The organism is Afifella sp. YEN Y35 (assembly GCF_047553465.1).
Lineage (GTDB): Bacteria > Pseudomonadota > Alphaproteobacteria > Rhizobiales > Afifellaceae > Afifella > Afifella aestuarii.
In genome coordinates, this window is record NZ_CP180203.1 from 100544 (window position 1) to 122121 (window position 21578).

Genomic DNA, 21578 nt, shown 5'->3' on the forward strand with positions numbered 1-21578 from the left:
CGGTAGCTGTGGGAGTGGCGGCGGGCCTGAGCGCTTGTGGCGTTCGCTCTCCGCGCGCGATCGCTCCTCGCCAGCGGGGGCGGCTAAAGCGCAGAGGTCCGGAGACCGGGCGGCGGAGACCACGAAAGAATTTCCGGATGGCATCCGTATGGGCCCGGTCAATCGGCGCACCGCCCTGAAGCTGATGGCGGCGAGCGCGGCCGTTTCGGCCGGTGCCTGCGGCCGTCAGCCGGAGGCGATCGTTCCCTATGTGAACATGCCGGAGCGGCTGGTGCCGGGTGAGCCGCTGGCCTTTGCGACGGCCGTGACGCTTGCCGGCATCGCCCAGCCGGTGATCGGCCAGACATTTGATGGAAGGCCGACCAAGCTCGAGCCCAATGTCGATCACCCGGCCGCGTCCGGCAGCGACGCCTTTACCCAGGCCGCGATCCTGTCGCTTTACGATCCGGATCGCTCGAAGGCGGTGCGTAAGGGGGCCGACACCGCCTCGTGGGACGGATTTGCTGCCGAATTCCTGCCGCGCATCGAGGGCCATCGCGCCAAGCGGGGAGAGGGGCTCAGGATCCTGACCGGCCCCAGTACCTCGCCGACCTTTTTCGACCAGATCTCGACGCTGCTCGATCGCTTCCCGGAGGCGCGCTGGCATCAATGGGATCCGCTCGGCGAGGAGAATGTCCTGGCCGGGAGCGAACTCGCCTTTGGGCGGCGGCTGAACCCCGTCTACCGTTTCGATCGTGCCCGTTGCGTCCTGTCACTCGACGCGGATTTTCTCGGTGCCGGGCCCGAACAGACGCTCAACGCGGCGCGCTTCGGCGCGGCGCGGCGGGTCTGGGATGATAAGCCGGAGAGCTTCCTTCGGCTTCATGTCATCGAGCCGGTTCTGAGCCTCACTGGCTCCAATGCGGATCAGCGGCTTGCCGTGCGACGCGGGCGGGTCGCAGAGCTTGCGCAGATGATCGCCGCCCGGTTTGGCGCGGACAACCTGCCGGATGGCAGGGTCGATGAAAACGTCCGGGTCTTCGTCGAGCGCCTGGTGCGGGAGCTTTCGGCCCATCGCGGCCAGGCGCTCGTCGTCGCCGGGGCTGCACAGCCGGCGGAGGTGCATGCGCTCGCCCATTGGCTCAACGCACAGCTCGGTGGCCTTGGCGAGACGGTCGAGTTTCTGCCTGTCGACAATGAGGCGCCGTCTCACCTGGGCTTGCGTGAGCTTGTCGAAGAGATCGATGCGGGCAAAGTCGAAACCCTCCTGATCTCCGGCACCAATCCCGTCTACAGCGCGCCGGGGGATTTCGATCTCGCCGACCTCCTCGGCAAGGTGCCGTTCTCGGTGCATCACGGGCTTTACCGCAACGAGACGGCGGCGCGCACGACCTGGCATCTGCCGGCGCTGCACGACCTCGAAGCCTGGAGCGATGCGCGCGCCGCCGACGGCACCGTCACCTTGCTCCAGCCGCTGATCACGCCGCTGTTTCGTGGCCGCTCGCTCTTTTCTGTGCTCGGCGCCTTCTTCGGTGAACTCGATGCGGATGATCGCGAGGTGCTGCGCGCGCATTGGCAGCGCGCGAGCGGTGCCGGCGATTTCGAGACCTGGTGGCGAAAGAGCCTGCGCGCCGGGTTCGTGGAAGGCTCGGCGCCGCAGAGCTTCCGGCCGAGCGGTGCTGCTGTGCCCAAACCTGTTGCACTGGCGGTGGAGGACGATGGCTATGAACTCGTCTTCCGCCCCGACGCGAAACTCTGGGACGGCGATGTTGCCAACAATGCCTGGCTGCAGGAACTGCCGGATCCCGTGACCAAGCTCGTCTGGGGCAATGCGGCGCTCGTCTCGCCGCGCGATGCGCGCAATCTCGGGCTCGAAGACGGGAACCTTCTGGACATCAGCCTCGGCGAGAGCCGGCTGATGCTGCCGGCGATGGTGGCCGTCGGTCAGGCGGACGGGGTGATCGGGCTCGCGGTCGGCTACGGGCGGCCGGAGGCCGGGGTCATCGGTTCCGCGGTCGGCGTCGACGTCAATCCGCTGCGCCGCCTTGATGCGTTGTGGCATGCGACCGGGGCTGAGCTTCGCGCGACGAGCGATACGGGTCGTCTCATCCGCACACAGGAGCATTCCGATATGGAGGGGCGCGAGATCATCCGCGATCTCAGCTTCGCCGATTTCCGGCATGGCACGGAGGAGAAAGACGAGGAGGTGCCGCCCTCGCTCTATCCCGATTGGGACTATCCCGATGCGGCCTGGCGCATGGTGATCGACCAGTCAGTGTGCATCGGCTGCAGCGCCTGCGTGACCGCCTGTCAGTCGGAGAACAACATCCCTGTCGTCGGGCCGGAGGAGGTGGAGCGCGGCCGCGAGATGCACTGGATCCGGATCGACCGCTATTTCCGCGGAGATCCGGACGCGGCGGAGGTGCTCTTCCAGCCTGTGCCATGCATGCATTGCGAGAAGGCGCCCTGCGAGCCGGTCTGCCCGGTCGAGGCCTCGGTTCACGATCGCGAAGGCCTCAATGTCCAGGTCTACAATCGCTGCATCGGGACGCGTTTCTGCCAGGCCAACTGCCCCTACAAGGTTCGTCGTTTCAACTTCTATGGCTATGGCGACGAACAGGCCTACGAGAACCTCGACGACCCGCTCTATCACGCGGCCGCCAATCCGGATGTGTCGGTCAGAAGCCGCGGCGTCATGGAGAAGTGCACTTATTGCGTGCAGCGCATCAGCCGGGCGCAGCAGCGCGCCGACCGAGAGGGGCGGGAGCTCCAGGAAGGGGAGGTGCGCACCGCCTGCCAGAATGCCTGCCCGACGCAGGCGATCGTCTTCGGCGACATCAATCGCAAGGACAGTCTCGTCTCGCGGCTGAAGGGCGCCCGGCACGAATATGACCTTCTCGGCGAGCTCGGGACGAGGCCGCGCACCTCTTATCTGGCGCGCATCCGTGCCGAGGCGGAAAGCGCCGGATCCGGGCCGGGAGAGGGCGCATGAGCGCCAGCGCCTCCACGACGCCGGAGACGGCCGAAGCGCGGCAAAAACCCTTGCGTGGCCCAGCGCAATATCTGCCGGAGCCGATGAGCTATGAGGCGATCACCAGCGAGGTCATGAACCCGCTGTTGATGACACGGGTCGGGCGCATCTGGTGGATCTCGCTCCTCGTCAGTCTGGCGCTGACGGTGATGATGGTCGTGTCGATCCTCTGGCTCTTCGCCAACGGGATCGGGGTGTGGGGTCTCAACCAGTCGAATATCTGGGGCTTCGCGATCGCCAATTACGTCTGGTGGATCGGCATCGGCAATGCCGGCACGCTCATCTCCTCGATGCTGCTTCTGACGCGGCAGCGATGGCGCGCCTCCGTAAACCGGTTCGCCGAGGCAATGACCTTGTTCGCCGCCGCCATTGCCGGGCTCTACCCGATCCTGCATCTCGGACGGCCGTGGTTCTTCTACTGGCTCATGCCCTATCCCAATACGATGGGCGTCTGGCCGCAATGGCGCAGCCCGCTCGTCTGGGACTTCTTCGCCATTGCGAGCTACCTGATTTTTTCGCTCCTCTTCTGGTACACGGGCCTCATTCCCGATCTCGCGACCGCGCGCGACAGGGCGGCTCCGGGACTCCGGCGGGCGCTCTACGGCTTCATGTCCTTTGGCTGGACGGGCTCCGCCTCCGACTGGCTGCGGCTCGAGAGCTTTTACAAGACGGCGGCGGCGATGGCCGTGCCGCTCGTCTTCTCCGTCCATTCCGTCGTCGGGCTCGACTTCGCGGCCGGTCTCGCACCCGGCTGGGCGGAGACGATCTTCCCGCCTTATTTCGTCTTTGGTGCGGCCTATTCAGGCTTTGCCATGGTGGTGACGCTCGCAATCCCGATCCGCTGGGCCTTCAACCTGCAGGGGCTCGTCACCCGAAGCCATCTCAACGTGATGGGCAAGATGCTCCTCTTCCTGTCGCTCATCATGTCCATCTCCTACGCCACGGAATGGTTCATGGCCTGGTATGCGGGCTCGGAGGCGGAGCGCGATCTCATCCTCTTCAAGTTCTTCGGCGCCTACGCGCCCTATTACTGGCTGATGCTCGCCTGCAATTGCGTCACCCCGCTCGCCCTCTGGGTGCCCGCGGTGCGGCGCACGCCGAAGCTCATCCTGGCGGTGGCGCTCGCCATCAATCTCGGGATGTGGCTTGAACGCATCCTGATCACCACGACGACGCCCTCGCACGGGCATCTGCCGTCGAGCTGGCAGATCTACACGCCGACCATCTGGGACTGGACCTTGTGGTTCGGCACGCTCGGCTTCTTCACGCTCCTCTTCCTCATCTTCGTGCGGCTCGTACCTTTCATTTCGCTGCATGAGGTGAAGCAGTTCGACTGGCAGAGGAGGCGCGCATGAGCGGGCATCATCTGCTTGCCGGTTTCGCCGAGCCCGGCGAGCTGATGGACGCGATCAAGGAGGCGCGGGAGGCGGGCTTCTCCGATCTCGAAGCCTATTCGCCCTTTGCGATCGAGGGCGTGGCGGAAGCGATCGGCCATCGCCCGACGCGCATCCGCCTCGTCATGGCCGTCGCCGGCGTGATCGGCGCTGCCTGCGGCTTCGGCCTGCAGGCGTGGAGCGCCGTGGTCGCTTACCCGATCAATTCCGGCGGCCGGCCGTTGTTCTCCTGGCCGGCCTTCATGCTTGTGACTTTCGAGCTCACAGTTCTGTTCGCGGTCGTTGCCGGCTTCGTGGCCTTCATCCTCCGTTCCGGCCTGACGCAACTCCATCAGCCGCTCTTTGCCGCGCCGAATTTCCATCGCGCGTCGCACGATCTCTTCTTTCTCCGCGTGACGGTCGATGGCGACGCCAATGCGGCGCGTAACCTCCTCCAAGGGCTCTCACCCATCGTCATCGACGAGGTGCCGGCATGAGGTGGCTCGTCATCCTCCCCGCTCTTCTCGTGCTTGCCGGCTGTCAGGAACAGGAGATGGCGAAGCAGCCGAAGCTGAAGACTTATGCCTTTGCCGAGGCTTTTGCGGGTCACAGCGCCGCCAGGTCGCTGCCGGAGGGCGTCGTGGCGCGCTCCGATCCGGTCGATCCGCAACAGGCCCTGGCGCCGCCGAAGCCGACATCCACGCTCGTTCAGCGGGGGCGCGAGCGCTTCGAGATCTTCTGCGCGCCGTGCCACGGCTATGCCGGCTATGGCGACGGCATGATCGTCGAACGCGGTTTCCCGCAGCCGCCATCATTTCATTCGGATCGGCTCCGGGCGACGTCGGCGCAGCACATCTTCGATATCATCACCCATGGCTATGGCGTCATGTATTCCTATGGCGACCGCGTGCCGCCCCAAGATCGCTGGGCGATTGCGCTTTATCTGCGCGCCTTGCAGGTCTCGCAGATGCAGAAAGGAGGCGGGCAATGACAGCCCCCGCGCTCTCTCTGCGCCCGCAGCGTCGGCGGATGCCGCTTCTTCTCCTCGCGGCGATCGTGGCGGTGGCGCTCGTTGTGGCCGCCGTTTTCCTGATGCCGTCGGGGCTTTCAGGTGCCTGGCTGATCGCCTGGCTCTTCCTGCTCGGCTTTCCGGCCGGAAGTCTCGTCCTGCTTCTCGCGCACGGCCTGACGGGCGGCGATTGGGGCTTTGTTGCGCGGCCCTTCCTGGCGGCGATGGCGCTCACGATGCCGCTCCTTGCCGTCGCCTTCGTGCCGATCGCGCTGGCGCTGCCCGATATCTATGTCTGGGCCGGTCATGCGGAGGCTGTGCGGCACGAGGCGGTGGCAGAGTTTTATCTCAACGCTCCCGCCTTCCTCCTGCGCAGCATCGTCATTCTGGCGATCTGGTCGGTGCTTGCGGTCCTTGCCGCTCTCGTGCCGCTCGGGCCGGTGATTTCGGCGCTCGGCATCCTCCTTTACGGCCTCAGCATCAGTTTCGGCAGCATCGACTGGCTGATGTCGCTCGACCCGAAATGGTTCTCCACCGCCTATCCGGCGCTCCTCAGCGTCTCGCAGATAGGATCGGCGCTCGCGCTTCTCGCTGTCCTGCGTGCGGTCTTCGGTCAGGAGGTTCGGAACGGCGATTTTGCCGGTCTCCTCATCGCGGCCATTCTCGGCGTCACCTATCTCGCCTTCATCCAGTATCTGGTCATGTGGTCCGGCAATCTGCCGGAGAAGGTCGGATGGTATGTGGCACGGCTTACGCCCTCCGGCACCGCGCTTGTCGCCGCCACCTTCATCGTCGGCTCGGTTCTGCCCTTTTCGATGCTTCTCTTCTCTGCGGTGCGGAAGAGTGCGCGCTGGACAGGGTTTGCCGGCCTCTTTTGTCTCGTCGGCCTTTATCTGCACCTGACCTGGCTCGTCGGGCTCGCGCCGGCAGCGGCGTGGCTTGCGCTTTTGCTGACCATTGTTCTCGGCGGCGCCTGGCTCGCCATCGTCGTGTCGCTCCTCGGCACACGTCACGAAGGGGAGGAGCGTCATGCCTGAACAAAGCTGGCGTGCCCACGAAGCGGCCGAGGTCCCGGGGACGAAAGTGTTTCTGGCGGGCGCGGCTCTTCTCGGTCTCATGGTCTTTACGCTCGGCCTCGTGGCGTTCCTCTTCAATTTCGTCGGGCAACCGATCGAACAGACCCTGCCGCGGCCGATGCGGCCGGCGGGGCCGGCTCTTCAGGTCGATCCTGTCGCCGATCTGCAGGCCTATCGGGCGCGCGAAGGAAAGCGCCTCAACGACGCCGCGGCGATGCCGATCGACGAGGCGATGAAGACCGTTGCCGCCCGACCCGACCCCTACGCGCCACTCCTGCGGCCACGATCGGAGGAGACGCCATGAGATCGTTCGTTCTCGTTCTTTCCCTGTGTCTCGCCGCCATGCCAGGCGTCGCTCTTGCGGGACTCGCGAAATCCGAGATCGACACGGTCGGAGTCACCAAGCGGATTGGCGCGCCGCTCAAGGCCGATCATCTCGTCGATCTTGAAGGAGAGCCTGCGCCGCTGCCGGCTTCCGGCGACAAACCCGATCTCATCCTCTTCGTCGATTTCACCTGCGAGACCTCCTGCGGCGTCTCGGCCGACGCCCTCCTGTCGCGGCTGTCGGGGCTGACGCTGAAGCCTGGTGACGATTTCGATCTTTCCATCATCGGTCTCGATCCAAAGGACGGGCAGGCGGAGGCGAAAACCTTTGCCGAGGAGCACATCCCGAAGACGGAGCGCTGGCAGGCGGTGCGCGTTCTGCGCGGCGACAAGAGCGAGATCGCCCATCTCCTCGATACGGCGGGTATCCGGATTTCCTACGACAAGGAGCGCGATCAGTTCGCCCATCCGACCGCCGCCGTCCTGCTCGACAAAACCGGCGAGATCCGCCGCTATGTCGATCCATTCGCCTCGGAACCTCTCGATTTCCGTCTCTCCTTAACGGATGCCGGCGACGGCAGTGTCGGATCGCTCGGCGACCGGTTGTTCCTGCTCTGCTATGGCTGGAATCCTGCGACCGGCACCTATTCGCCGCTGATTGCGCGTATCCTCACGATCTCCGCCGCCTTGAGTGTGGCTGCGATCGCCGCGCTCGTCTTGACGCTTCTGTGGCGTGAGCGGCGCGGCAAGGGCCGGGAGAGTGCCGCATGAATGGTCTCTCCAGCTTTATCGCGGCGGCGTCGGAACAGGCGCGTCAAACCGATCTCCTGTTTTTCTCGGCGACCGCGCTCTCCGCCTTCATCATCCTTCTCGTCGCTGGCCTGATTATCGGGCTTTCGATCCGTTATCGGAAGAATTCCACCGCCGACCGCTCGGAATTGCCATCGCTGCTGCAGCGGGAGTTCGAAACCGGCTGGACGCTCGCCACCCTGCTTCTCTTCGTGACGATCTTCGGCTGGGCGGCGGCGCAAGGTTTTGGCGCCATGACGCCGGCGGGGGAGCCGCTGCAGATCAATGTGGTCGGCAAGCAGTGGATGTGGAAGATCGAGCACGCTGGCGGCGAGCGTGAGATCAACGAGCTGCATGTGCCGGCGGACCGGGCGATCCGCCTCTCGATGAACTCCCAGGACGTGATCCATTCCTTCTACGTGCCGGCCCTGCGCATTAAGCGGGATGTGGTGCCGGGCCATACGGAAGCCATGGCCTTTGTCGCCGACCGGCCCGGGACCTATGGTCTTTTATGCGCGGAATATTGCGGCACGCAGCATTCCAAGATGACCGGCAAGGTCATCGTCATGGAAGAAGAGGATTACGCCGACTGGCTTTCCCACCAGGAAGCCGACAATTCGCTGGCGGCCCAGGGCGAGCGACTGTTCACGACGCTCGGCTGTTCGGGCTGTCACAGCAACAAGGCCAATGTCCGTGCCCCGCCCCTCGAATATGTCTACGGCTCTCCCGTCGCGCTCGCCGATGGGCGGATCGTGGAGGCGGATGACGCTTACTTGCGCGATTCCATCCTGCAGCCGAAGCGCGATGTCGTCGCCGGTTTCAAGCCGATCATGCCGAGCTTTGCCGGACGGGTCTCGGAGGCGAACCTTCTGGCGCTTCTCGCCTATCTGAAGAAGAAGCCACAGCAAGAGGCCCGCGATGACTGACACGACCGCAGACAGCGGCGCCGTGGAGACGGCCGAAACGACGGATGAGGCGCTCGGGCGCTCCTATCTCAACGAATCCGGGTCGACGCTTTCCTCGTGGCTCTTCACCATCGATCACAAGCGGATCGCCATTCTCTATGCGATCTCGACGACCGTGTTCTTCTTCATCGGGGGGGCGGCGGCGACGCTCATCCGGCTGGAGCTTTTGACGCCGGCCGGCGATCTCGTCGCCGACGACACCTACAACAAGCTCTTCACCCTGCACGGGATCACCATGATCTGGTTCTTCCTCGTGCCGGTGATCCCGACGACGCTCGGCAATTTCCTCGTGCCCTTGATGCTCGGCGCGCGTGATCTCGCCTTTCCGCGCCTCAATCTCTTTTCCTGGTATCTCAACATCGGCGGCGGTCTTCTGGCGCTCTCGGCGATCATCCTCGGCGGTGTCGATACCGGCTGGACCTTCTACACGCCGTTCTCGAGCTTCTATTCCAATTCCTATGTCTCGATCGCCGCCCTCGGCGTCTTCCTGACCGGCTTTTCCTCGATCGCGACCGGGCTCAATTTCATCGTCACCACGCATACGATGCGCTGCCCTGGGCTCACCTGGTTCCGTCTGCCGCTCTTCATCTGGGCGAATTACGCGACGAGCCTCATCATGCTCCTGGCGACGCCGGTGCTCGCCATGGCACTCCTCCTGATCGTGGGGGAACGCTGGTTCGGGCTTGCCATCTTCGATCCCACGCGGGGCGGCGATCCGCTGCTCTTCCAGCATCTTTTCTGGTTCTACTCGCATCCGGCCGTCTACATCATGATCCTGCCGGGCATGGGCGTCGTCTCGGAGATCATCACCTGCTTCGCGCGGCGCCGCGTCTTCGGCTACACGGCGATGGTCCTCGCGATCCTCGCGATCGCCGTCATCGGTTTCTTCGTCTGGGGCCACCACATGTTCGTCTCGGGCCAGTCGTCCTATGCGAACCTCGTCTTCTCGTTCCTCTCCTTCATGGTGGCGGTGCCCTCGGCGATCAAAGTCTTCAACTGGACGGCGACGCTGTTTCGGGGCCGCATCACCTTCGAGGCGCCGATGCTCTATGCGCTCGGCTTCGTCGGCCTCTTCACCATGGGCGGTCTGACGGGGCTCTTTCTCGCCTCCGTGCCGATCGATCTCCATGTGCACGACACCTACTTCGTCGTGGCCCACTTCCACTACATCATGGTCGGCGGCATGGTGTCGGCCTTCTTCGGAGGCCTGCATTTCTGGTGGCCGAAGATCACCGGCCGGCTTTATCCGGAACGCTGGGCGCAGGCGGCGGCGATCATGATGTTCGTCGGCTTCAACACCACCTTTTTCCCGCAATACATACTCGGCTATCTCGGGATGCCGCGGCGCTACCATGCCTATGCGCCGGAGTTTCAGATGTTCCACGTCGCCTCGACGCTCGGCGCCGTGCTTCTGGCCGTCGCCTATCTGATGCCGCTCTTCTATCTCGGCTGGTCGCTTTTCTTTGGGCGCGTTGCCTCGGCCAATCCCTGGAAGGCGACGGGGCTCGAATGGACGACGGCTTCTCCGCCGCCCCAGCACAATTTCTTTTCCACGCCGGTCGTCCGCGAGGATCCCTACAATTACCACCCGGAGGGGACACCGAAGGATGCGTGAGATCAGCCCCTTCGCTGGCATTGTTGCCGAACAGTTCGACGACCGTGGCCAGCAGCGGCAGGCGGCCGAGTTCGGCATGTGGATTTTCCTCGGCACCGAGGTCTTGTTCTTCGGCGCGATCTTTCTCGGCTATACGCTTTATCGCATGGCCTATCCGGCCGCGTTCGAGGAGGCCGGACGCGAGACGCTCGTCCTCATCGGCAGTGCCAATACGGCAATTCTCCTGATTTCGAGTCTGACCGCCGCACTTGCCGTGAAGGCCGCGGAATTCGGGCGTTCGCGCCTCGTCGTCAGGCTGATTGCGGCGACGATCGCGCTCGGCCTCGTCTTCCTGGCGCTCAAGGGCTACGAATACCACCACGACATCGAGAGCCATTTCGTCCCGGGCGACCCTCTCTTCGACCTTTCGGAACACGCCGTGATCTTCGTCTCCTTCTACTGGGCGATGACCGGCATCCATGCTCTCCATATGGCGATCGGGCTCGGGGCCTGGGCGGTCGTCGCGATCCTCGTCCATCGCGGGCGTGTCGTGCCCGACAAGACCAGCACAATCGAGGTCGTGGGCCTCTACTGGCACTTCGTCGACACGATCTGGATCTTTCTTTACCCGCTTCTCTATCTCGTGGGGCGGTCATGATGGCGGGGCGGAACGATCGGCGTGAGCCTGACCTGCGGCAGCTTCTCTTTCCCGAATTTTTCGTCTGGGCGGCGCTGATGGTGCTCTTCCTCGCCTCCTGGTGGGTCGCCTATTGGCCGATCGGCATCTGGAAGGTGGTCGTCAATCTTGCGGTCGCCGTTGTGATGGCGGGCCTTTCCTCAGTGGTTTTCATGCATCTCTCCAGATCCGGCGCGCTGTTGCGCCTTGCAGCCGGCGCCTCGGGCCTGTGGCTCGTCGCGCTCTTCGTTCTGACGTTTAGCGATTATCTCACGCGCTGACGCCGGGACGGTTCTTCCTTCGATGCTTCATCTTCCCGTCATCCGCGCGACATTTCGTGTTTGCGCCCCGCGTCTATGCGAGGTCTCGGCCTTGTGCGGTCCGCTTTGCCATCGCGTTTGCCATCGAGGAAAATTAGCCCATGAAGCACGTTCTCGTTCGTTCGGCCTTTGCCGCCGGCGCCCTTTTGGGTGTGGTCTGCGGCTTTGCAGCCGATGCGCTCGCCCAGGATTCCCACCCGCAGGATGCGCGTCCGCAGGCGCAGCTCGGCCCGCGGCCTTTCTATCTCGTCAACGACATGGACGAGGGCGAGCTCAAGGATGCGCTGAAGGCCTGCGAGACTGGGCCGTTCTATCGCACGGCTTTTTCCATCGGCCATCGCGGTGCGCCGATGCAGTTTCCCGAACACACCCGCCAGTCCTATCAGGCGGCGGCCGTGATGGGGGCCGGCATCATCGAATGCGACGTCGCCTTCACCAAGGATCGCGAGCTCGTCTGCCGGCATTCGCAATGCGATCTCGCCACGACGACCGATATTCTCGCCCACGACGATCTCGCTGCGAAATGCACGACCCCGTTCAGCCCGGCCTCCGGCGACAAGAAGGCTGAGGTGAAGTGCTGCACGTCCGATCTGACGCTTGCGGAGTTCAAGTCGCTCAAGGGCAAAATGGATGCGGGCAATCCGGATGCGACGAGCGTTGCCGAATTCATGGATGCGACGCCGTCCTGGCGCACCGACCTCTACGCCACGAACGGCGAGCTGATGTCCCACAAGGAATCGATCGCGCTCTTCAAGGATCTCGGGGTCAAGTTCACGCCCGAGCTCAAGGAGCCGAGCGTGGAGATGCCGTTCGAGGGTGAGTACACCCAGGATGACTACGCCCAGCAGATGATCGACGAATACAAGGAGGCGGGCGTCGATCCGAGCGACGTCTATCCGCAATCCTTCCAGCTCCGCGACATTCTCTTCTGGATCAAGAACGATCCGGAGTTCGGCAAGCAGGGTGTCTTTCTCGATGATCGTGACGAGACGCTCGAAGGCTTCGATGCCAACAATCCGGAGACGTTTGAGCCGTCGATGCAGGAGCTTGCCGACGAGGGCGTGAAGATCATCGCGCCGCCGAGCCATATGCTCCTCACCCTCGACGAGGCGGGAGAGATCGTGCCGTCCGCCTATGCGAAGGCTGCGAAGGAGGCGGGACTTCGGATCATCACCTGGTCGCTCGAGCGCTCCGGCACGCTGACCGATGGTGGCGGCTACTACTATCAGTCGGTCAAGGATGCGATCTCGCATCCGGGCGACGAATACGAGGTGATCGACGTGCTCGCCAAGGATGTCGGCGTTATCGGCATGTTCTCCGACTGGCCGGCGACCGTCACCTATTATGCCAATTGCATGGATCTGAAGCAGCCGCCCAACCTCGGGGGCGAACACGGAAAGGGCGCCGTCAGAGGCGCCCTTTGTCGTTGCCGTCCTCTTCGATGACGATTTCCATGCGCTCCGCCGCAAAACTCGTCAGCGACAGATGCAGGGGCGTGCCGTCGGGTTCGACATTGAGCGATTCCGTCACGAGGACGGTCGCCCCGCGCGGCAGAGCGAGTTTCTCGTTTTCGGCGGGCTCTGCAGGTCGCGCACGCACCTTGGTCCAGCGGCGGACATAATCTTCGACCCCGTGATGGGCGAGTGCCCGGGTGATCGATCCCGTTTCGGCATAGACCGCCACGAGATTGGGAAACCGTTCGGCGGAAAACCAGCTCCTTGCCGTTGAGATCGGTACTCCATCGGCGACGCTCAGGGTTTCGAGCGTGATGAGCGGCGTGCCCTGCGCGAGCTTCAGATGGTCGGCGAGCCAGACGGGCGCGGGCTCGATACGGCTTGCGATCAGGCGGCCGCCGGGCGCCCGTGCCTGACGGCTGACGATCTCGGAAAAGCGCGTGCGCCGCGAGATCGGATAGGCGAGGCGCTCCGAGGTGACGAAGGTGCCGCGGCCCTGATCGGAGCGCACCAGCCCCTCCGCGGCAAGAGCCGCGAGCGCGCGGCGCAGCGTGTGGCGGTTGACGCCAAAACGCTCCGACAAGGCGCTTTCGGAGGGCAGGGCCGTGTCGGCCGGCCAGCGCCCCGACAGTACCTCGCCGCGCAACAGATCGGCGATCTGGCGCCACAACGAAACGCCGGCTCCGCGATGCACATTCTCCATCGTCGTTTTCGTCCCCCGAGCGTCGGACCGTCATCGTTGTGTCAAGCTTGTCTGCCTATTGTATGCTTGTATATAACAATAGACAAGTTGAAGCTCGAGGTTCCGACATGGCAGACACCGCCGGCGCAACTCGCGACCGGAACGCGGCCGCTTCCGATGACGCGGACCTCGCGACGGAAACACTCAAGCGGCGCCGGGAGGTGCTTTCCGTCCTCGTGCGCGCCCGTGCCGATGAGCTCGACGGGGCCTTGAGAGCGCTTGATCCTTCGCCGGAATTCGAGGTGCTGAGGGCTCCGGAATTCGGTCTCGCCATGACGCGCGGGCGCATCGGCGGTGGTGGCGCTCCCTTCAATCTCGGCGAGGTGACCGTGACGCGGACGGTGGTTCGGCTTGCAAGCGGCGAGGTGGGCTACGGCCATATTCTCGGGCGCGACCGCGAGCGGGCGCATCTCGTCGCCGTCTTCGACGTGCTTTGGCAAAGCGAGGCGACACGCGCCTTCGTGGAAGATCGCGTGGTGGCTCCGGTCGCGGCACGAGCCGCCGAGGAGGACCGTCAGGTGCGCGTGAAAACCGCGGCCACTCGGGTGAATTTCTTCACCATGGTGCGGGGAGAAAACTGATGGCAGATGCGCTTGGCGGTGGTTTCAAGGACCCGGTCTTCGCTTCGCAGGCGGTGTTTCGGCGGCTGCTCGATGCTCTGTCGCGACCTGGCCGTGTCGTCGACATGCCTCGGCTCGTAGCGCCTCCGCCTCCCTTGAAGCCGGCGGCGGCCGCCGTTCTCGCAGCCCTTGCCGATGCGGATACGCCGGTCTTTCTCGACAAGGCGCTGAACGCCAGCGGCGAGGTGCGTGGATGGGTGGGCTTCCACATCGGCGCGCCAATCGTTGTGGTGCCGGCGCGGGCGCTCTTTGCCGTGGTCGCCGATCCCGAAAAAATGCCGGCGCTGTCGGAGTTCGGGCTTGGGACCGAGCAATATCCCGATCGCTCCACAACGCTCATCGTGCAGGTCGCCGGCTTCTCCCGCGGCCGCAATCTCTGGCTTTCCGGTCCGGGCATCGAGGACGTGGCGGGCGTGCAGGTCGAGGGTCTTCCGGAAAGGCTCGTCGAAGAATTCCGCTCCAACCGGACGCTCTTTCCTCGCGGCGTCGATCTCGTGCTCGCCGCCCCCTCGGCGATCCTCGGGCTGCCGCGCTCCACTCGGATCATGGGAGAGGCCTGATGTATGTCGCGGTAAAAGGCGGCGAGGCGGCGATCGCCAATGCGCATCGCCTTCTCGCCGAGAAGCGGCGTGGCGATCGGAGCGTCCCGTCGCTGACCGTCACGCAGATCCTGGAGCAGCTGTCGCTTGCCGTGGACCGGGTGATGAGCGAGGGCTCGCTCTATGATCGCCGGCTTGCGGCGCTTGCGATCAAGCAGGCGAGAGGCGATCTCGTCGAAGCGATCTTTCTTGTCCGCGCCTATCGCACGACTTTGCCGCGCTTCGGCGCGTCTCGGCCGATCGAAACGGGGGGGATGCTCGTCGAGCGGCGCATCTCGGCGACCTTCAAGGATCTGCCGGGCGGGCAGCTTCTCGGACCGACCTGCGACTACACGCATCGGCTTCTCGATCCCGCCCTCGAGGACGACGACGCGGTGGAGGCGGCGGCGAGCACCAAGGATCCGGGAACGGAGGCGATGCCGCGCGTCACCGACCTTCTCGGTCAGGCCGGGCTGATCGAGCCCGATCCGGACGGCGAAGACGAGCCTGCCGATCTCACGCGCGAGCCCTTGTCGTTTCCGGCCGGCCGCGATCTCCGCCTGCAGGCGCTTGCCCGCGGCGACGAGGGGTTTCTCCTGGCGCTCGGCTATTCCACGCAGCGCGGCTTTGCCCGCTCGCACCCTTTCGCGGCCGAAATCCGCATGGGTGAGGTCGATGTCGAGATCGAGGTGCCGGGTCTCGATTTTCCGGTCCCTCTCGGGCGCATCAAGGTGACGGAGTGCCAGATGGTCAATCAGTTCAAGGGCAGTGCCGAAGCGCCGCCGCAATTCACCCGTGGCTACGGCCTCGTCTTCGGACATGCGGAGCGCAAGGCGATGGCGATGGCGCTTTGCGACCGGGCGCTCAGGGCGCGCGAACTCGGCGAAGATCAGACCGCGGCCGCCCAGGACGAGGAATTCGTGCTGTCGCATGCCGACAACGTTCAGGCGACGGGCTTCGTGGAACATCTGAAGCTGCCGCATTACGTCGACTTCCAGGCCGAACTGGAGCTGATCCGGCGGCTGCGAGCGGAGTTTGAAGCCGGTCGCGGCCCGGCCAAAGACGGGCAGGAAGATCAGGAGGCGGCGGAATGAACGCCACGGCTGAAACGCCCTACAACTTCGCCTATCTCGACGAGCAGACGAAAAGGATGATCCGCCGCGCCATCCTGAAGGCGGTGGCGATCCCGGGCTATCAGGTGCCGTTTGCGAGCCGCGAAATGCCGATGCCCTACGGCTGGGGCACGGGCGGCGTGCAGGTGACGGCCTCCGTTCTCGGCCCCGACGATGTCCTGAAAGTTATCGATCAGGGCGCCGACGACACCACCAATGCCGTTTCCATCCGCGCCTTTTTCGCCAAGGTCGCCGGCGTCGCCACCACCACGCACACGGCCGATGCGACCATCATCCAGACCCGCCACCGCGTTCCTGAAACGCCGCTCGAAGCCGGGCAGATCCTCGTTTTCCAGGTGCCGATCCCGGAGCCTTTGCGCTTTCTCGAACCTCGCGAGACGGAAACGCGCGTCATGCATGCGCTGGAAGAATATGGCCTGATGCACGTCAAGCTCTACGAGGACATCGCCCGCCACGGTCATATCGCTACGACCTACGCCTATCCGGTCAAGGTCGAGGACCGCTATGTCATGGACCCGTCGCCCATTCCGAAATTCGATAATCCCAAGCTGACGAACTCGCCGGCCCTTCAGCTCTACGGCGCCGGGCGCGAGAAGCGCATCTATGCGATCCCGCCCTTCACCCGGGTCGAAAGCCTCGATTTCGAGGACCACCCCTTCGAGGTGCAGCATTTCTCCGAGCCCTGCGGGCTCTGCGGTGCGGAGGGCGTCTATCTCGACGAGGTGATTTTGGACGACAAGGGCGGACGCATGTTCGTCTGCTCCGACACCGATTTCTGTGAGGGACGGCGGGAGGAAGGGCATCGCGGTCACCTCGCGGCCGCCATGGAGGAGGGCGCATGAGCGTGCTGTTGGATGATGCGCCGCTTCTTTCCGTCGATGGGCTGACGCGCTTTTATGGGCCGCGCATCGGCTGCCGCGACGTCTCCTTTGACCTCTATCCGGGCGAAGTTCTCGCCGTCGTTGGCGAATCCGGCTCTGGGAAGACGACGTTGTTGAACTGCGTCTCCGGTCGATTGCCGCTTTCATCAGGCCGCGTCTCTTACCGTATGCGCGACGGCGTCGTGCGCGATCTTGCTGCGCTCGGCGAGGCGGAGCGGCGCTTCCTGATGCGCACCGATTGGGGCTTCGTGCACCAGAACCCGGCCGACGGTCTGCGCATGAACGTCTCGGCCGGGGCGAATGTCGGCGAGCGGTTGATGGCGATCGGCGACCGGCATTACGGCAAGATCCGCGGTTCGGCGCTCTCCTGGCTTGAGCGCGTGGAAGTGCCCGCCGACCGCATCGACGACGATCCGCGCGGCTTTTCCGGTGGCATGCGCCAGCGCCTGCAGATCGCCCGAAACCTCGTGACCGCGCCCCGCCTCGTCTTCATGGACGAACCGACGGGTGGGCTCGACGTCTCCGTGCAGGCGAGGCTCCTCGATCTCATCCGCGCGCTCGTTGCCGATCTCGGCATGGCGGCGCTCGTCGTCACGCACGACCTCGCCGTCGCCCGGCTCCTCTCCCACCGCATCATGGTGATGAAGGCGGGGGAGGTGGTCGAGGAGGGGCTGACCGATCGTGTCCTCGACGATCCGCATGCGCCCTATACGCAGCTTCTCGTCTCTTCGATCCTGCAGGTGTGAGCGATGCAGCCCCGTCTTGAACTCGCCGATGTCGCCAAGAGCTTCACCATGCATCTGCGTGGTGGCATCCACATTCCGGTCGTCGAAAACGTCTCCTTCACGCTCATGCCCGGCGAATGCGTCGTGCTCGGCGGGCCGTCCGGTGCCGGCAAGAGCTCGATCCTCAAGATGATCTATGGCAATTATTCAACCGATCGCGGCGCGATCCGTGTCGCGGGCAAGGGGGATGTGATCGATATCGCCACGGCCGATCCGCGGCGTGTGCTGGCGGTTCGTCGCGACACGCTTGGCTATGTCAGCCAATTCCTGCGCGTCGTGCCTCGCGTCGCCTCGCGCGATCTCGTCGCCGAGCTGCTCGTGGAGCGGGGCTGTTCCCCCGAGGAGGCGCTCGCCAAGGCCGACGCGCTTCTTGCCCGCCTCAACCTGCCGGAACGGCTCTGGCACCTGCCGCCCGCTACCTTTTCCGGCGGTGAGCAGCAGCGCGTGAACATCGCCCGCGGCTTCATTGCCGGCCATCCGCTCTTGCTTCTCGACGAGCCGACGGCCTCGCTCGATGCCAAAAACCGGGATGTGGTGATTGCCTTGATCGAAGAGGGAAAAGCTGCGGGCCGCAGCTTCCTCGGCATTTTTCACGACGCGGAGATGCGCGCCGCCGTGGCCGATCGTGAGGTCGACGTGACCGCGTTTGCCCCGAAAGCCGCTGCATGACGAAGCTTTCGGAGACGCCGTTCGTTGAGCCGGACGCGGTGGTGACCGACAGCCGGCTCGGGCGCTATACGGCGATTGGCGCGCGCACGCAGTTCCAGAACTCGTCCCTTGGCGACTACTCCTACATCACCGAGGACGGCAACGTGGCGCGCGCGACGATCGGCAAGTTCTGCTCAATTGCTCAGAACGTGCGGATCAACGCCTCCAACCATCCGATGTGGCGGGCGGGCCAGCACCATTTCACTTATCGCTCGAACGACTACTTCGACGATGCGGAAGCCGATGAGGGGCTTTTCGCCTGGCGCGAGGCGAACGCCGTCACGATCGGCAACGATGTCTGGATCGGCCATGGCGCAATCCTCTTGCCGGGCGTGACGGTTGGCGATGGGGCGGTCATTGCGGCCGGCGCCGTCGTCTCCCGTTCTGTCGGCGCCTACGAGATCGCCGGTGGCGTGCCGGCGCGGGTCATCAAGCGGCGCTTTCCCGAAGAGATTGCGGAGCGCCTTCAGAAGCTTGCCTGGTGGGACTGGCCGCATGCCTGCCTTCGCGCGGCGCTGGCGGATTTCCGGGTGCTTTCGGTGGAGGAGTTTCTCGCAAAGTACGAAGAAAAGGCCGTCTGATCAGTTGCTTGCGAGACCTCTCCCGAGGCTTTTCCAGCGACTTCGAAATGTCATGAAAGCGAAATCGAAGCGATAAGGTCGGCTGTTAGGGAACGGTTATCGATAAGCCCGGCAGGCCGGGCAGGTGAGGCCGATGCCCGTAACCGCTCCTTCGAATGTTCCTGCAGTTCGTGTCGAAAAGCTGTCGAAGCGCTACGGCAAGACGCTCGCCTTGCGCAATGTCAGTGTCGATGTCGCGCCGGGCGAGATGGTGGCGCTGATCGGCGCCTCCGGCTCCGGCAAATCGACGCTCATCCGCCATATCGCCGGTCTGGAGCGTGGCAGCGGCGATGAATGCCGCGTGACGGTGCTCGACCGCATCATGCAGGTGGACGGCCGTCTGTCGCACGATGCGCGCCGCATCCGGCGTGAGATCGGCGTCATCTTTCAGCAGTTCAATCTGGTCGGGCGCCTGTCGGTCCTGACCAATGTGCTCGTCGGCTGCCTCGGCAGCGTGCCGTCCTGGCGTGGAACGCTCGGCCTTTTCACGCGGGGCGAGCAGGAGAAGGCGATGCAGGCGCTTTCCCGTGTCGGAATTGCCGAGACGGTGCGGCAACGCTCGTCGACGCTCTCCGGCGGGCAGCAGCAGCGTGCCGCGATCGCCCGCGCGCTCGTCCAGGGGGCCAAGGTCATCCTTGCCGACGAGCCAATCGCTTCGCTCGACCCGTCATCCGCACGGCGGGTGATGGAAGCGCTCGGCGAGATCAACCGTGCCGACGGCATCACCGTCATCGTCTCCCTGCATCAGGTGGAATATGCGCGCCTTTATTGCCCGCGCACCCTGGCTTTGCGCGACGGTGAGGTCGCTTTCGACGGGCCGTCCGCGGCCCTGACCGACGATTTTCTTCGCGAGATCTACGGCGATGCGAGCGAGGAGCTCGTTCTTCCGGGCGCGCCGGCCGAGCAGCCGCAGCCAGTGAAACGCCCCGAGCCCGCCGTCGCCAAGATGGCCCGCCAATTGGCCGTGACTTGATCCGCCACGAGGCGGTGAACTCCCGCCCCCGCGGCGGAGCAATCGAGGAGTGAGACATGAACCGACTGACGAAAGGTATTGCCGCCGCCGCCCTCCTGGCTGCGTTCGGCACATCCGGCGCCTTTGCGCAGGATCAGAAGGAACTGAACTTCGGCATCATCTCGACGGAATCGAGCCAGAACCTGAAGACGGTCTGGGATCCGTTCCTTGAGGAGATGTCCGAGCAGACGGGCCTCAAGGTGAACGCCTTCTTCGCCTCCGATTATGCCGGCGTCATCGAAGGCATGCGCTTCGGCAAGGTCGATGTCGCCTGGTACGGCAACAAGTCCGCGATGGAGGCCGTCGATCGCGCCGATGGCGAGATCTTCGCGCAGACCGTCGATGTGGAAGGCAATCCCGGCTACTGGTCGGTGCTGATCACGCAGGCCGACAACGACAAGATCAATTCGCTCGACGACGTCTTGAAATGCGACAAGTCGCTGGATTTCGGCATCGGCGATCCGAACTCCACCTCCGGCTTCCTCGTGCCGACCACGTTCATCTTCGCCAAGAACAGCGTGACGCCGCAGGATTGCTTCAAGACGGTGCGCAACGCCAATCATGAGGCGAACGCGATGGCGACGGCCAACGGTCAGGTCGACGTCGCCGCCAACAACACGGAAAATCTCCGCCGCCTGGAAGTGACGGCGCCTGAAGCGCGCAAGAAGATCAAGGTCATCTGGCAGTCGCCGCTGATCCCATCCGACCCGCTCGTCTGGCGCAAGGATCTCGACGAGGAGACCAAGCGCAAAGTCTACACCTTCATCATGAGCTACGGCCGCCTCGGCACGCCCGAAGAGGTCGCCGGAGCGCGTGAAGTCCTCGAGGGTCTTGGCTGGGCGCCGTTCAAGCCGTCTTCCGATGCGCAGCTCTACCCGATCCGCATCATGGAAATCACCAAGCAGGAAGCGAAGATCGAAGCGGCCGACACGATGTCGGATGATGAGAAGAAGAGCGAACTCGAAAAGCTCGATTCCGAGAAGGCCGAGATCGAAAAGCTGATGGACAAGGTCCCGCAGGCCTGAGGCTGAAACCTTTGTTGATCTGGCGCCGGACCCTGGGTCCGGCGCTTTTCACTGGAGAGACGAATGGCGATAGCCACACAGGCTGAGAAGACGGTCTCGGTCCCCCCGCGCAGTTTCACCGACCGGCTCTACAGCTATCTCGTCTGGGGCGGCATCGCGCTGGTGCTGATCTGGAGCTGGGGGCCGGCCGAGATGGTGCGCTTCCTCAACCTCTTCACCGATGCCGGCAATATGGCCGACTACGCGGGCGGCTTTCTCTCACCGAACTTCCGTGACTGGCATTATTACGTCGAGGAGATGATCCTCACCGTGCAGATCGCTGTCTGGGGCACGGTGCTGGCGATCGTCTTCGGCATTCCCTTCGCACTTCTGTCGTCCTCGAACATCGCGCCGATCTGGATCGTGCAGCCGGTGCGCCGTCTGATGGATGCGACCCGTGCGATCAACGAGCTTGTCTTCGCCGTCCTCTTCGTCACAGCGGTCGGGCTCGGCCCCTTTGCCGGGGTGATGGCGCTTTTCGTGCATAATACAGGTATTATCGCGAAGCTCTTCTCGGAGGCCGTGGAGGCCATCGATCCAAGGCCTGTCGAAGGCATCCGCGCCACCGGCGCGACACGCCTGCAGGAGATCGTCTTCGGCGTTGTTCCGCAAGTCGCCCCTTTGTGGATTTCGTTTTCGCTCTATCGCTTCGAGACGAATGTGCGCCAGGCGACGGTTCTCGGCATCGTCGGCGCGGGTGGTATCGGGCAGGTGCTGTTTGAATCGATCCGCTCTTTCCTCTACGCCGAGACAGCGGCGATCATCCTGATCGTCATCGTCACCGTCTCCATCGTGGACATCCTTTCGGCACAATTGCGCAAAGTGGTGATCTGAGGAGACACCAA

23 protein-coding genes are annotated in these 21578 nt (G+C 64.2%); 22 read left to right on the forward strand and 1 reads right to left on the reverse strand.

Translation table 11 applies throughout. From position 1 onward, the window contains the following. The first annotated feature begins 148 nt into the window (after window positions 1–148). The 12 genes from ACK8CP_RS00460 to ACK8CP_RS00515 all read left to right on the forward strand — a co-directional run bounded on the left by ACK8CP_RS00460 (window position 149) and on the right by ACK8CP_RS00515 (window position 12581). Window positions 149–2971, forward strand: a complete 2823-nt coding sequence (locus ACK8CP_RS00460) for a 4Fe-4S dicluster domain-containing protein (RefSeq protein ID WP_414832970.1) — start codon at window positions 149–151, stop codon at window positions 2969–2971. A gap of 83 nt (window positions 2972–3054) precedes the next feature. Further along, window positions 3055–4365 carry an NrfD/PsrC family molybdoenzyme membrane anchor subunit gene (gene nrfD / locus ACK8CP_RS00465; protein ID WP_414834309.1) on the forward strand — a complete coding sequence of 437 codons (1311 nt, stop codon included), beginning with the start codon at window positions 3055–3057 and terminating at the stop codon, window positions 4363–4365. Then, entirely contained in the window at window positions 4362–4880 is a 519-nt protein-coding gene (locus ACK8CP_RS00470; RefSeq protein ID WP_414832971.1) for a DUF3341 domain-containing protein, read from the forward strand. The genes nrfD and ACK8CP_RS00470 overlap by 4 nt, the downstream gene beginning before the upstream one ends. Then, window positions 4877–5374, forward strand: a complete 498-nt coding sequence (locus ACK8CP_RS00475; RefSeq protein WP_414832972.1) for a c-type cytochrome — start codon at window positions 4877–4879, stop codon at window positions 5372–5374. Before ACK8CP_RS00470 ends, ACK8CP_RS00475 begins: the two co-directional genes overlap by 4 nt. Next, window positions 5371–6429 carry a hypothetical protein gene (locus tag ACK8CP_RS00480; protein ID WP_414832973.1) on the forward strand — a complete coding sequence of 353 codons (1059 nt, stop codon included), beginning with the start codon at window positions 5371–5373 and terminating at the stop codon, window positions 6427–6429. The genes ACK8CP_RS00475 and ACK8CP_RS00480 overlap by 4 nt, the downstream gene beginning before the upstream one ends. Next, window positions 6422–6772: a hypothetical protein gene (locus ACK8CP_RS00485; protein ID WP_414832974.1), complete on the forward strand. Its 351-nt coding sequence runs from the start codon at window positions 6422–6424 to the stop codon at window positions 6770–6772. Before ACK8CP_RS00480 ends, ACK8CP_RS00485 begins: the two co-directional genes overlap by 8 nt. Next, window positions 6769–7563 carry a hypothetical protein gene (locus tag ACK8CP_RS00490; RefSeq protein WP_414832975.1) on the forward strand — a complete coding sequence of 265 codons (795 nt, stop codon included), beginning with the start codon at window positions 6769–6771 and terminating at the stop codon, window positions 7561–7563. Before ACK8CP_RS00485 ends, ACK8CP_RS00490 begins: the two co-directional genes overlap by 4 nt. Continuing rightward, window positions 7560–8507 (forward strand): cytochrome c oxidase subunit II, encoded by a 948-nt coding sequence (coxB, locus tag ACK8CP_RS00495; RefSeq protein WP_414832976.1) that lies wholly within the window; start codon window positions 7560–7562, stop codon window positions 8505–8507. The genes ACK8CP_RS00490 and coxB overlap by 4 nt, the downstream gene beginning before the upstream one ends. Beyond that, complete coding sequence (gene ctaD / locus ACK8CP_RS00500; RefSeq protein ID WP_414832977.1) at window positions 8500–10161, forward strand: cytochrome c oxidase subunit I; 1662 nt, start codon at window positions 8500–8502, stop codon at window positions 10159–10161. The genes coxB and ctaD overlap by 8 nt, the downstream gene beginning before the upstream one ends. Further along, window positions 10154–10798 carry a cytochrome c oxidase subunit 3 gene (locus ACK8CP_RS00505; protein WP_414832978.1) on the forward strand — a complete coding sequence of 215 codons (645 nt, stop codon included), beginning with the start codon at window positions 10154–10156 and terminating at the stop codon, window positions 10796–10798. The genes ctaD and ACK8CP_RS00505 overlap by 8 nt, the downstream gene beginning before the upstream one ends. Next, a complete protein-coding gene (locus ACK8CP_RS00510) occupies window positions 10795–11097 on the forward strand; it encodes a cytochrome C oxidase subunit IV family protein (protein ID WP_414832979.1) in 303 nt (100 codons plus the stop codon). Before ACK8CP_RS00505 ends, ACK8CP_RS00510 begins: the two co-directional genes overlap by 4 nt. A 140-nt stretch (window positions 11098–11237) precedes the next feature. Beyond that, window positions 11238–12581 carry a glycerophosphodiester phosphodiesterase family protein gene (locus ACK8CP_RS00515; protein ID WP_414832980.1) on the forward strand — a complete coding sequence of 448 codons (1344 nt, stop codon included), beginning with the start codon at window positions 11238–11240 and terminating at the stop codon, window positions 12579–12581. On the opposite strand, the gene phnF is transcribed toward ACK8CP_RS00515, so the two are convergent. After that, window positions 12544–13293, reverse strand: a complete 750-nt coding sequence (gene phnF, locus ACK8CP_RS00520; RefSeq protein ID WP_234628837.1) for a phosphonate metabolism transcriptional regulator PhnF — start codon at window positions 13291–13293, stop codon at window positions 12544–12546. The genes ACK8CP_RS00515 and phnF overlap by 38 nt on opposite strands. Before the next feature lie 107 nt (window positions 13294–13400). On the opposite strand from phnF, the gene phnG reads away from it, so the two are divergent. The 10 genes from phnG (at window position 13401) to phnE (ending at window position 21567) form a co-directional block, all read left to right on the forward strand. Next, a complete protein-coding gene (phnG, locus tag ACK8CP_RS00525) occupies window positions 13401–13913 on the forward strand; it encodes a phosphonate C-P lyase system protein PhnG (protein ID WP_414832981.1) in 513 nt (170 codons plus the stop codon). Beyond that, on the forward strand, window positions 13913–14512 hold the full coding sequence (gene phnH / locus ACK8CP_RS00530) for a phosphonate C-P lyase system protein PhnH (RefSeq protein WP_234628835.1): 600 nt from the start codon (window positions 13913–13915) through the stop codon (window positions 14510–14512). The genes phnG and phnH overlap by 1 nt, the downstream gene beginning before the upstream one ends. Beyond that, window positions 14512–15624, forward strand: coding sequence for a carbon-phosphorus lyase complex subunit PhnI (locus tag ACK8CP_RS00535; protein ID WP_414832982.1), 1113 nt, complete (start codon window positions 14512–14514; stop codon window positions 15622–15624). The genes phnH and ACK8CP_RS00535 overlap by 1 nt, the downstream gene beginning before the upstream one ends. Further along, on the forward strand, window positions 15621–16505 hold the full coding sequence (locus ACK8CP_RS00540) for an alpha-D-ribose 1-methylphosphonate 5-phosphate C-P-lyase PhnJ (protein ID WP_414832983.1): 885 nt from the start codon (window positions 15621–15623) through the stop codon (window positions 16503–16505). The genes ACK8CP_RS00535 and ACK8CP_RS00540 overlap by 4 nt, the downstream gene beginning before the upstream one ends. Window positions 16506–16513: 8 nt before the next feature. Beyond that, window positions 16514–17290, forward strand: a complete 777-nt coding sequence (phnK, locus tag ACK8CP_RS00545) for a phosphonate C-P lyase system protein PhnK (protein WP_414834310.1) — start codon at window positions 16514–16516, stop codon at window positions 17288–17290. 3 nt (window positions 17291–17293) lie between these two features. Then, entirely contained in the window at window positions 17294–17998 is a 705-nt protein-coding gene (phnL, locus tag ACK8CP_RS00550) for a phosphonate C-P lyase system protein PhnL (protein WP_414832984.1), read from the forward strand. Further along, a complete protein-coding gene (locus ACK8CP_RS00555; RefSeq protein ID WP_414832985.1) occupies window positions 17995–18618 on the forward strand; it encodes a DapH/DapD/GlmU-related protein in 624 nt (207 codons plus the stop codon). Before phnL ends, ACK8CP_RS00555 begins: the two co-directional genes overlap by 4 nt. Window positions 18619–18751: 133 nt before the next feature. After that, window positions 18752–19630 (forward strand): phosphonate ABC transporter ATP-binding protein, encoded by an 879-nt coding sequence (gene phnC, locus ACK8CP_RS00560; RefSeq protein WP_414832986.1) that lies wholly within the window; start codon window positions 18752–18754, stop codon window positions 19628–19630. A 56-nt stretch (window positions 19631–19686) separates the two neighbouring features. Further along, window positions 19687–20694, forward strand: a complete 1008-nt coding sequence (phnD, locus tag ACK8CP_RS00565) for a phosphonate ABC transporter substrate-binding protein (protein WP_414832987.1) — start codon at window positions 19687–19689, stop codon at window positions 20692–20694. A 63-nt stretch (window positions 20695–20757) separates the two neighbouring features. Next, window positions 20758–21567, forward strand: coding sequence for a phosphonate ABC transporter, permease protein PhnE (gene phnE, locus ACK8CP_RS00570; protein ID WP_128291175.1), 810 nt, complete (start codon window positions 20758–20760; stop codon window positions 21565–21567). The last annotated feature ends 11 nt before the right edge of the window (window positions 21568–21578 follow it).

What these genes read in the sequence shown, in the direction of transcription:
- phnC (WP_414832986.1), top strand. Translation starts at nt 18,752, where the DNA reads ATGCCCGTAACCGCTCCTTCGAATGTTCCTGCAGTTCGTGTCGAAAAG.
- ctaD (WP_414832977.1), top strand. Translation starts at nt 8,500, where the DNA reads ATGACTGACACGACCGCAGACAGCGGCGCCGTGGAGACGGCCGAAACG.
- phnL (WP_414832984.1), top strand. Translation starts at nt 17,294, where the DNA reads ATGCAGCCCCGTCTTGAACTCGCCGATGTCGCCAAGAGCTTCACCATG.
- ACK8CP_RS00515 (WP_414832980.1), top strand. Translation starts at nt 11,238, where the DNA reads ATGAAGCACGTTCTCGTTCGTTCGGCCTTTGCCGCCGGCGCCCTTTTG.
- ACK8CP_RS00480 (WP_414832973.1), top strand. Translation starts at nt 5,371, where the DNA reads ATGACAGCCCCCGCGCTCTCTCTGCGCCCGCAGCGTCGGCGGATGCCG.
- ACK8CP_RS00460 (WP_414832970.1), top strand. Translation starts at nt 149, where the DNA reads ATGGGCCCGGTCAATCGGCGCACCGCCCTGAAGCTGATGGCGGCGAGC.
- ACK8CP_RS00535 (WP_414832982.1), top strand. Translation starts at nt 14,512, where the DNA reads ATGTATGTCGCGGTAAAAGGCGGCGAGGCGGCGATCGCCAATGCGCAT.
- phnE (WP_128291175.1), top strand. Translation starts at nt 20,758, where the DNA reads ATGGCGATAGCCACACAGGCTGAGAAGACGGTCTCGGTCCCCCCGCGC.
- ACK8CP_RS00540 (WP_414832983.1), top strand. Translation starts at nt 15,621, where the DNA reads ATGAACGCCACGGCTGAAACGCCCTACAACTTCGCCTATCTCGACGAG.
- phnD (WP_414832987.1), top strand. Translation starts at nt 19,687, where the DNA reads ATGAACCGACTGACGAAAGGTATTGCCGCCGCCGCCCTCCTGGCTGCG.
- coxB (WP_414832976.1), top strand. Translation starts at nt 7,560, where the DNA reads ATGAATGGTCTCTCCAGCTTTATCGCGGCGGCGTCGGAACAGGCGCGT.
- ACK8CP_RS00470 (WP_414832971.1), top strand. Translation starts at nt 4,362, where the DNA reads ATGAGCGGGCATCATCTGCTTGCCGGTTTCGCCGAGCCCGGCGAGCTG.
- ACK8CP_RS00485 (WP_414832974.1), top strand. Translation starts at nt 6,422, where the DNA reads ATGCCTGAACAAAGCTGGCGTGCCCACGAAGCGGCCGAGGTCCCGGGG.
- ACK8CP_RS00490 (WP_414832975.1), top strand. Translation starts at nt 6,769, where the DNA reads ATGAGATCGTTCGTTCTCGTTCTTTCCCTGTGTCTCGCCGCCATGCCA.
- phnG (WP_414832981.1), top strand. Translation starts at nt 13,401, where the DNA reads ATGGCAGACACCGCCGGCGCAACTCGCGACCGGAACGCGGCCGCTTCC.
- ACK8CP_RS00505 (WP_414832978.1), top strand. Translation starts at nt 10,154, where the DNA reads ATGCGTGAGATCAGCCCCTTCGCTGGCATTGTTGCCGAACAGTTCGAC.
- phnF (WP_234628837.1), bottom strand. Translation starts at nt 13,293, where the DNA reads ATGGAGAATGTGCATCGCGGAGCCGGCGTTTCGTTGTGGCGCCAGATC.
- ACK8CP_RS00510 (WP_414832979.1), top strand. Translation starts at nt 10,795, where the DNA reads ATGATGGCGGGGCGGAACGATCGGCGTGAGCCTGACCTGCGGCAGCTT.
- ACK8CP_RS00475 (WP_414832972.1), top strand. Translation starts at nt 4,877, where the DNA reads ATGAGGTGGCTCGTCATCCTCCCCGCTCTTCTCGTGCTTGCCGGCTGT.
- ACK8CP_RS00555 (WP_414832985.1), top strand. Translation starts at nt 17,995, where the DNA reads ATGACGAAGCTTTCGGAGACGCCGTTCGTTGAGCCGGACGCGGTGGTG.
- phnH (WP_234628835.1), top strand. Translation starts at nt 13,913, where the DNA reads ATGGCAGATGCGCTTGGCGGTGGTTTCAAGGACCCGGTCTTCGCTTCG.
- nrfD (WP_414834309.1), top strand. Translation starts at nt 3,055, where the DNA reads ATGAGCTATGAGGCGATCACCAGCGAGGTCATGAACCCGCTGTTGATG.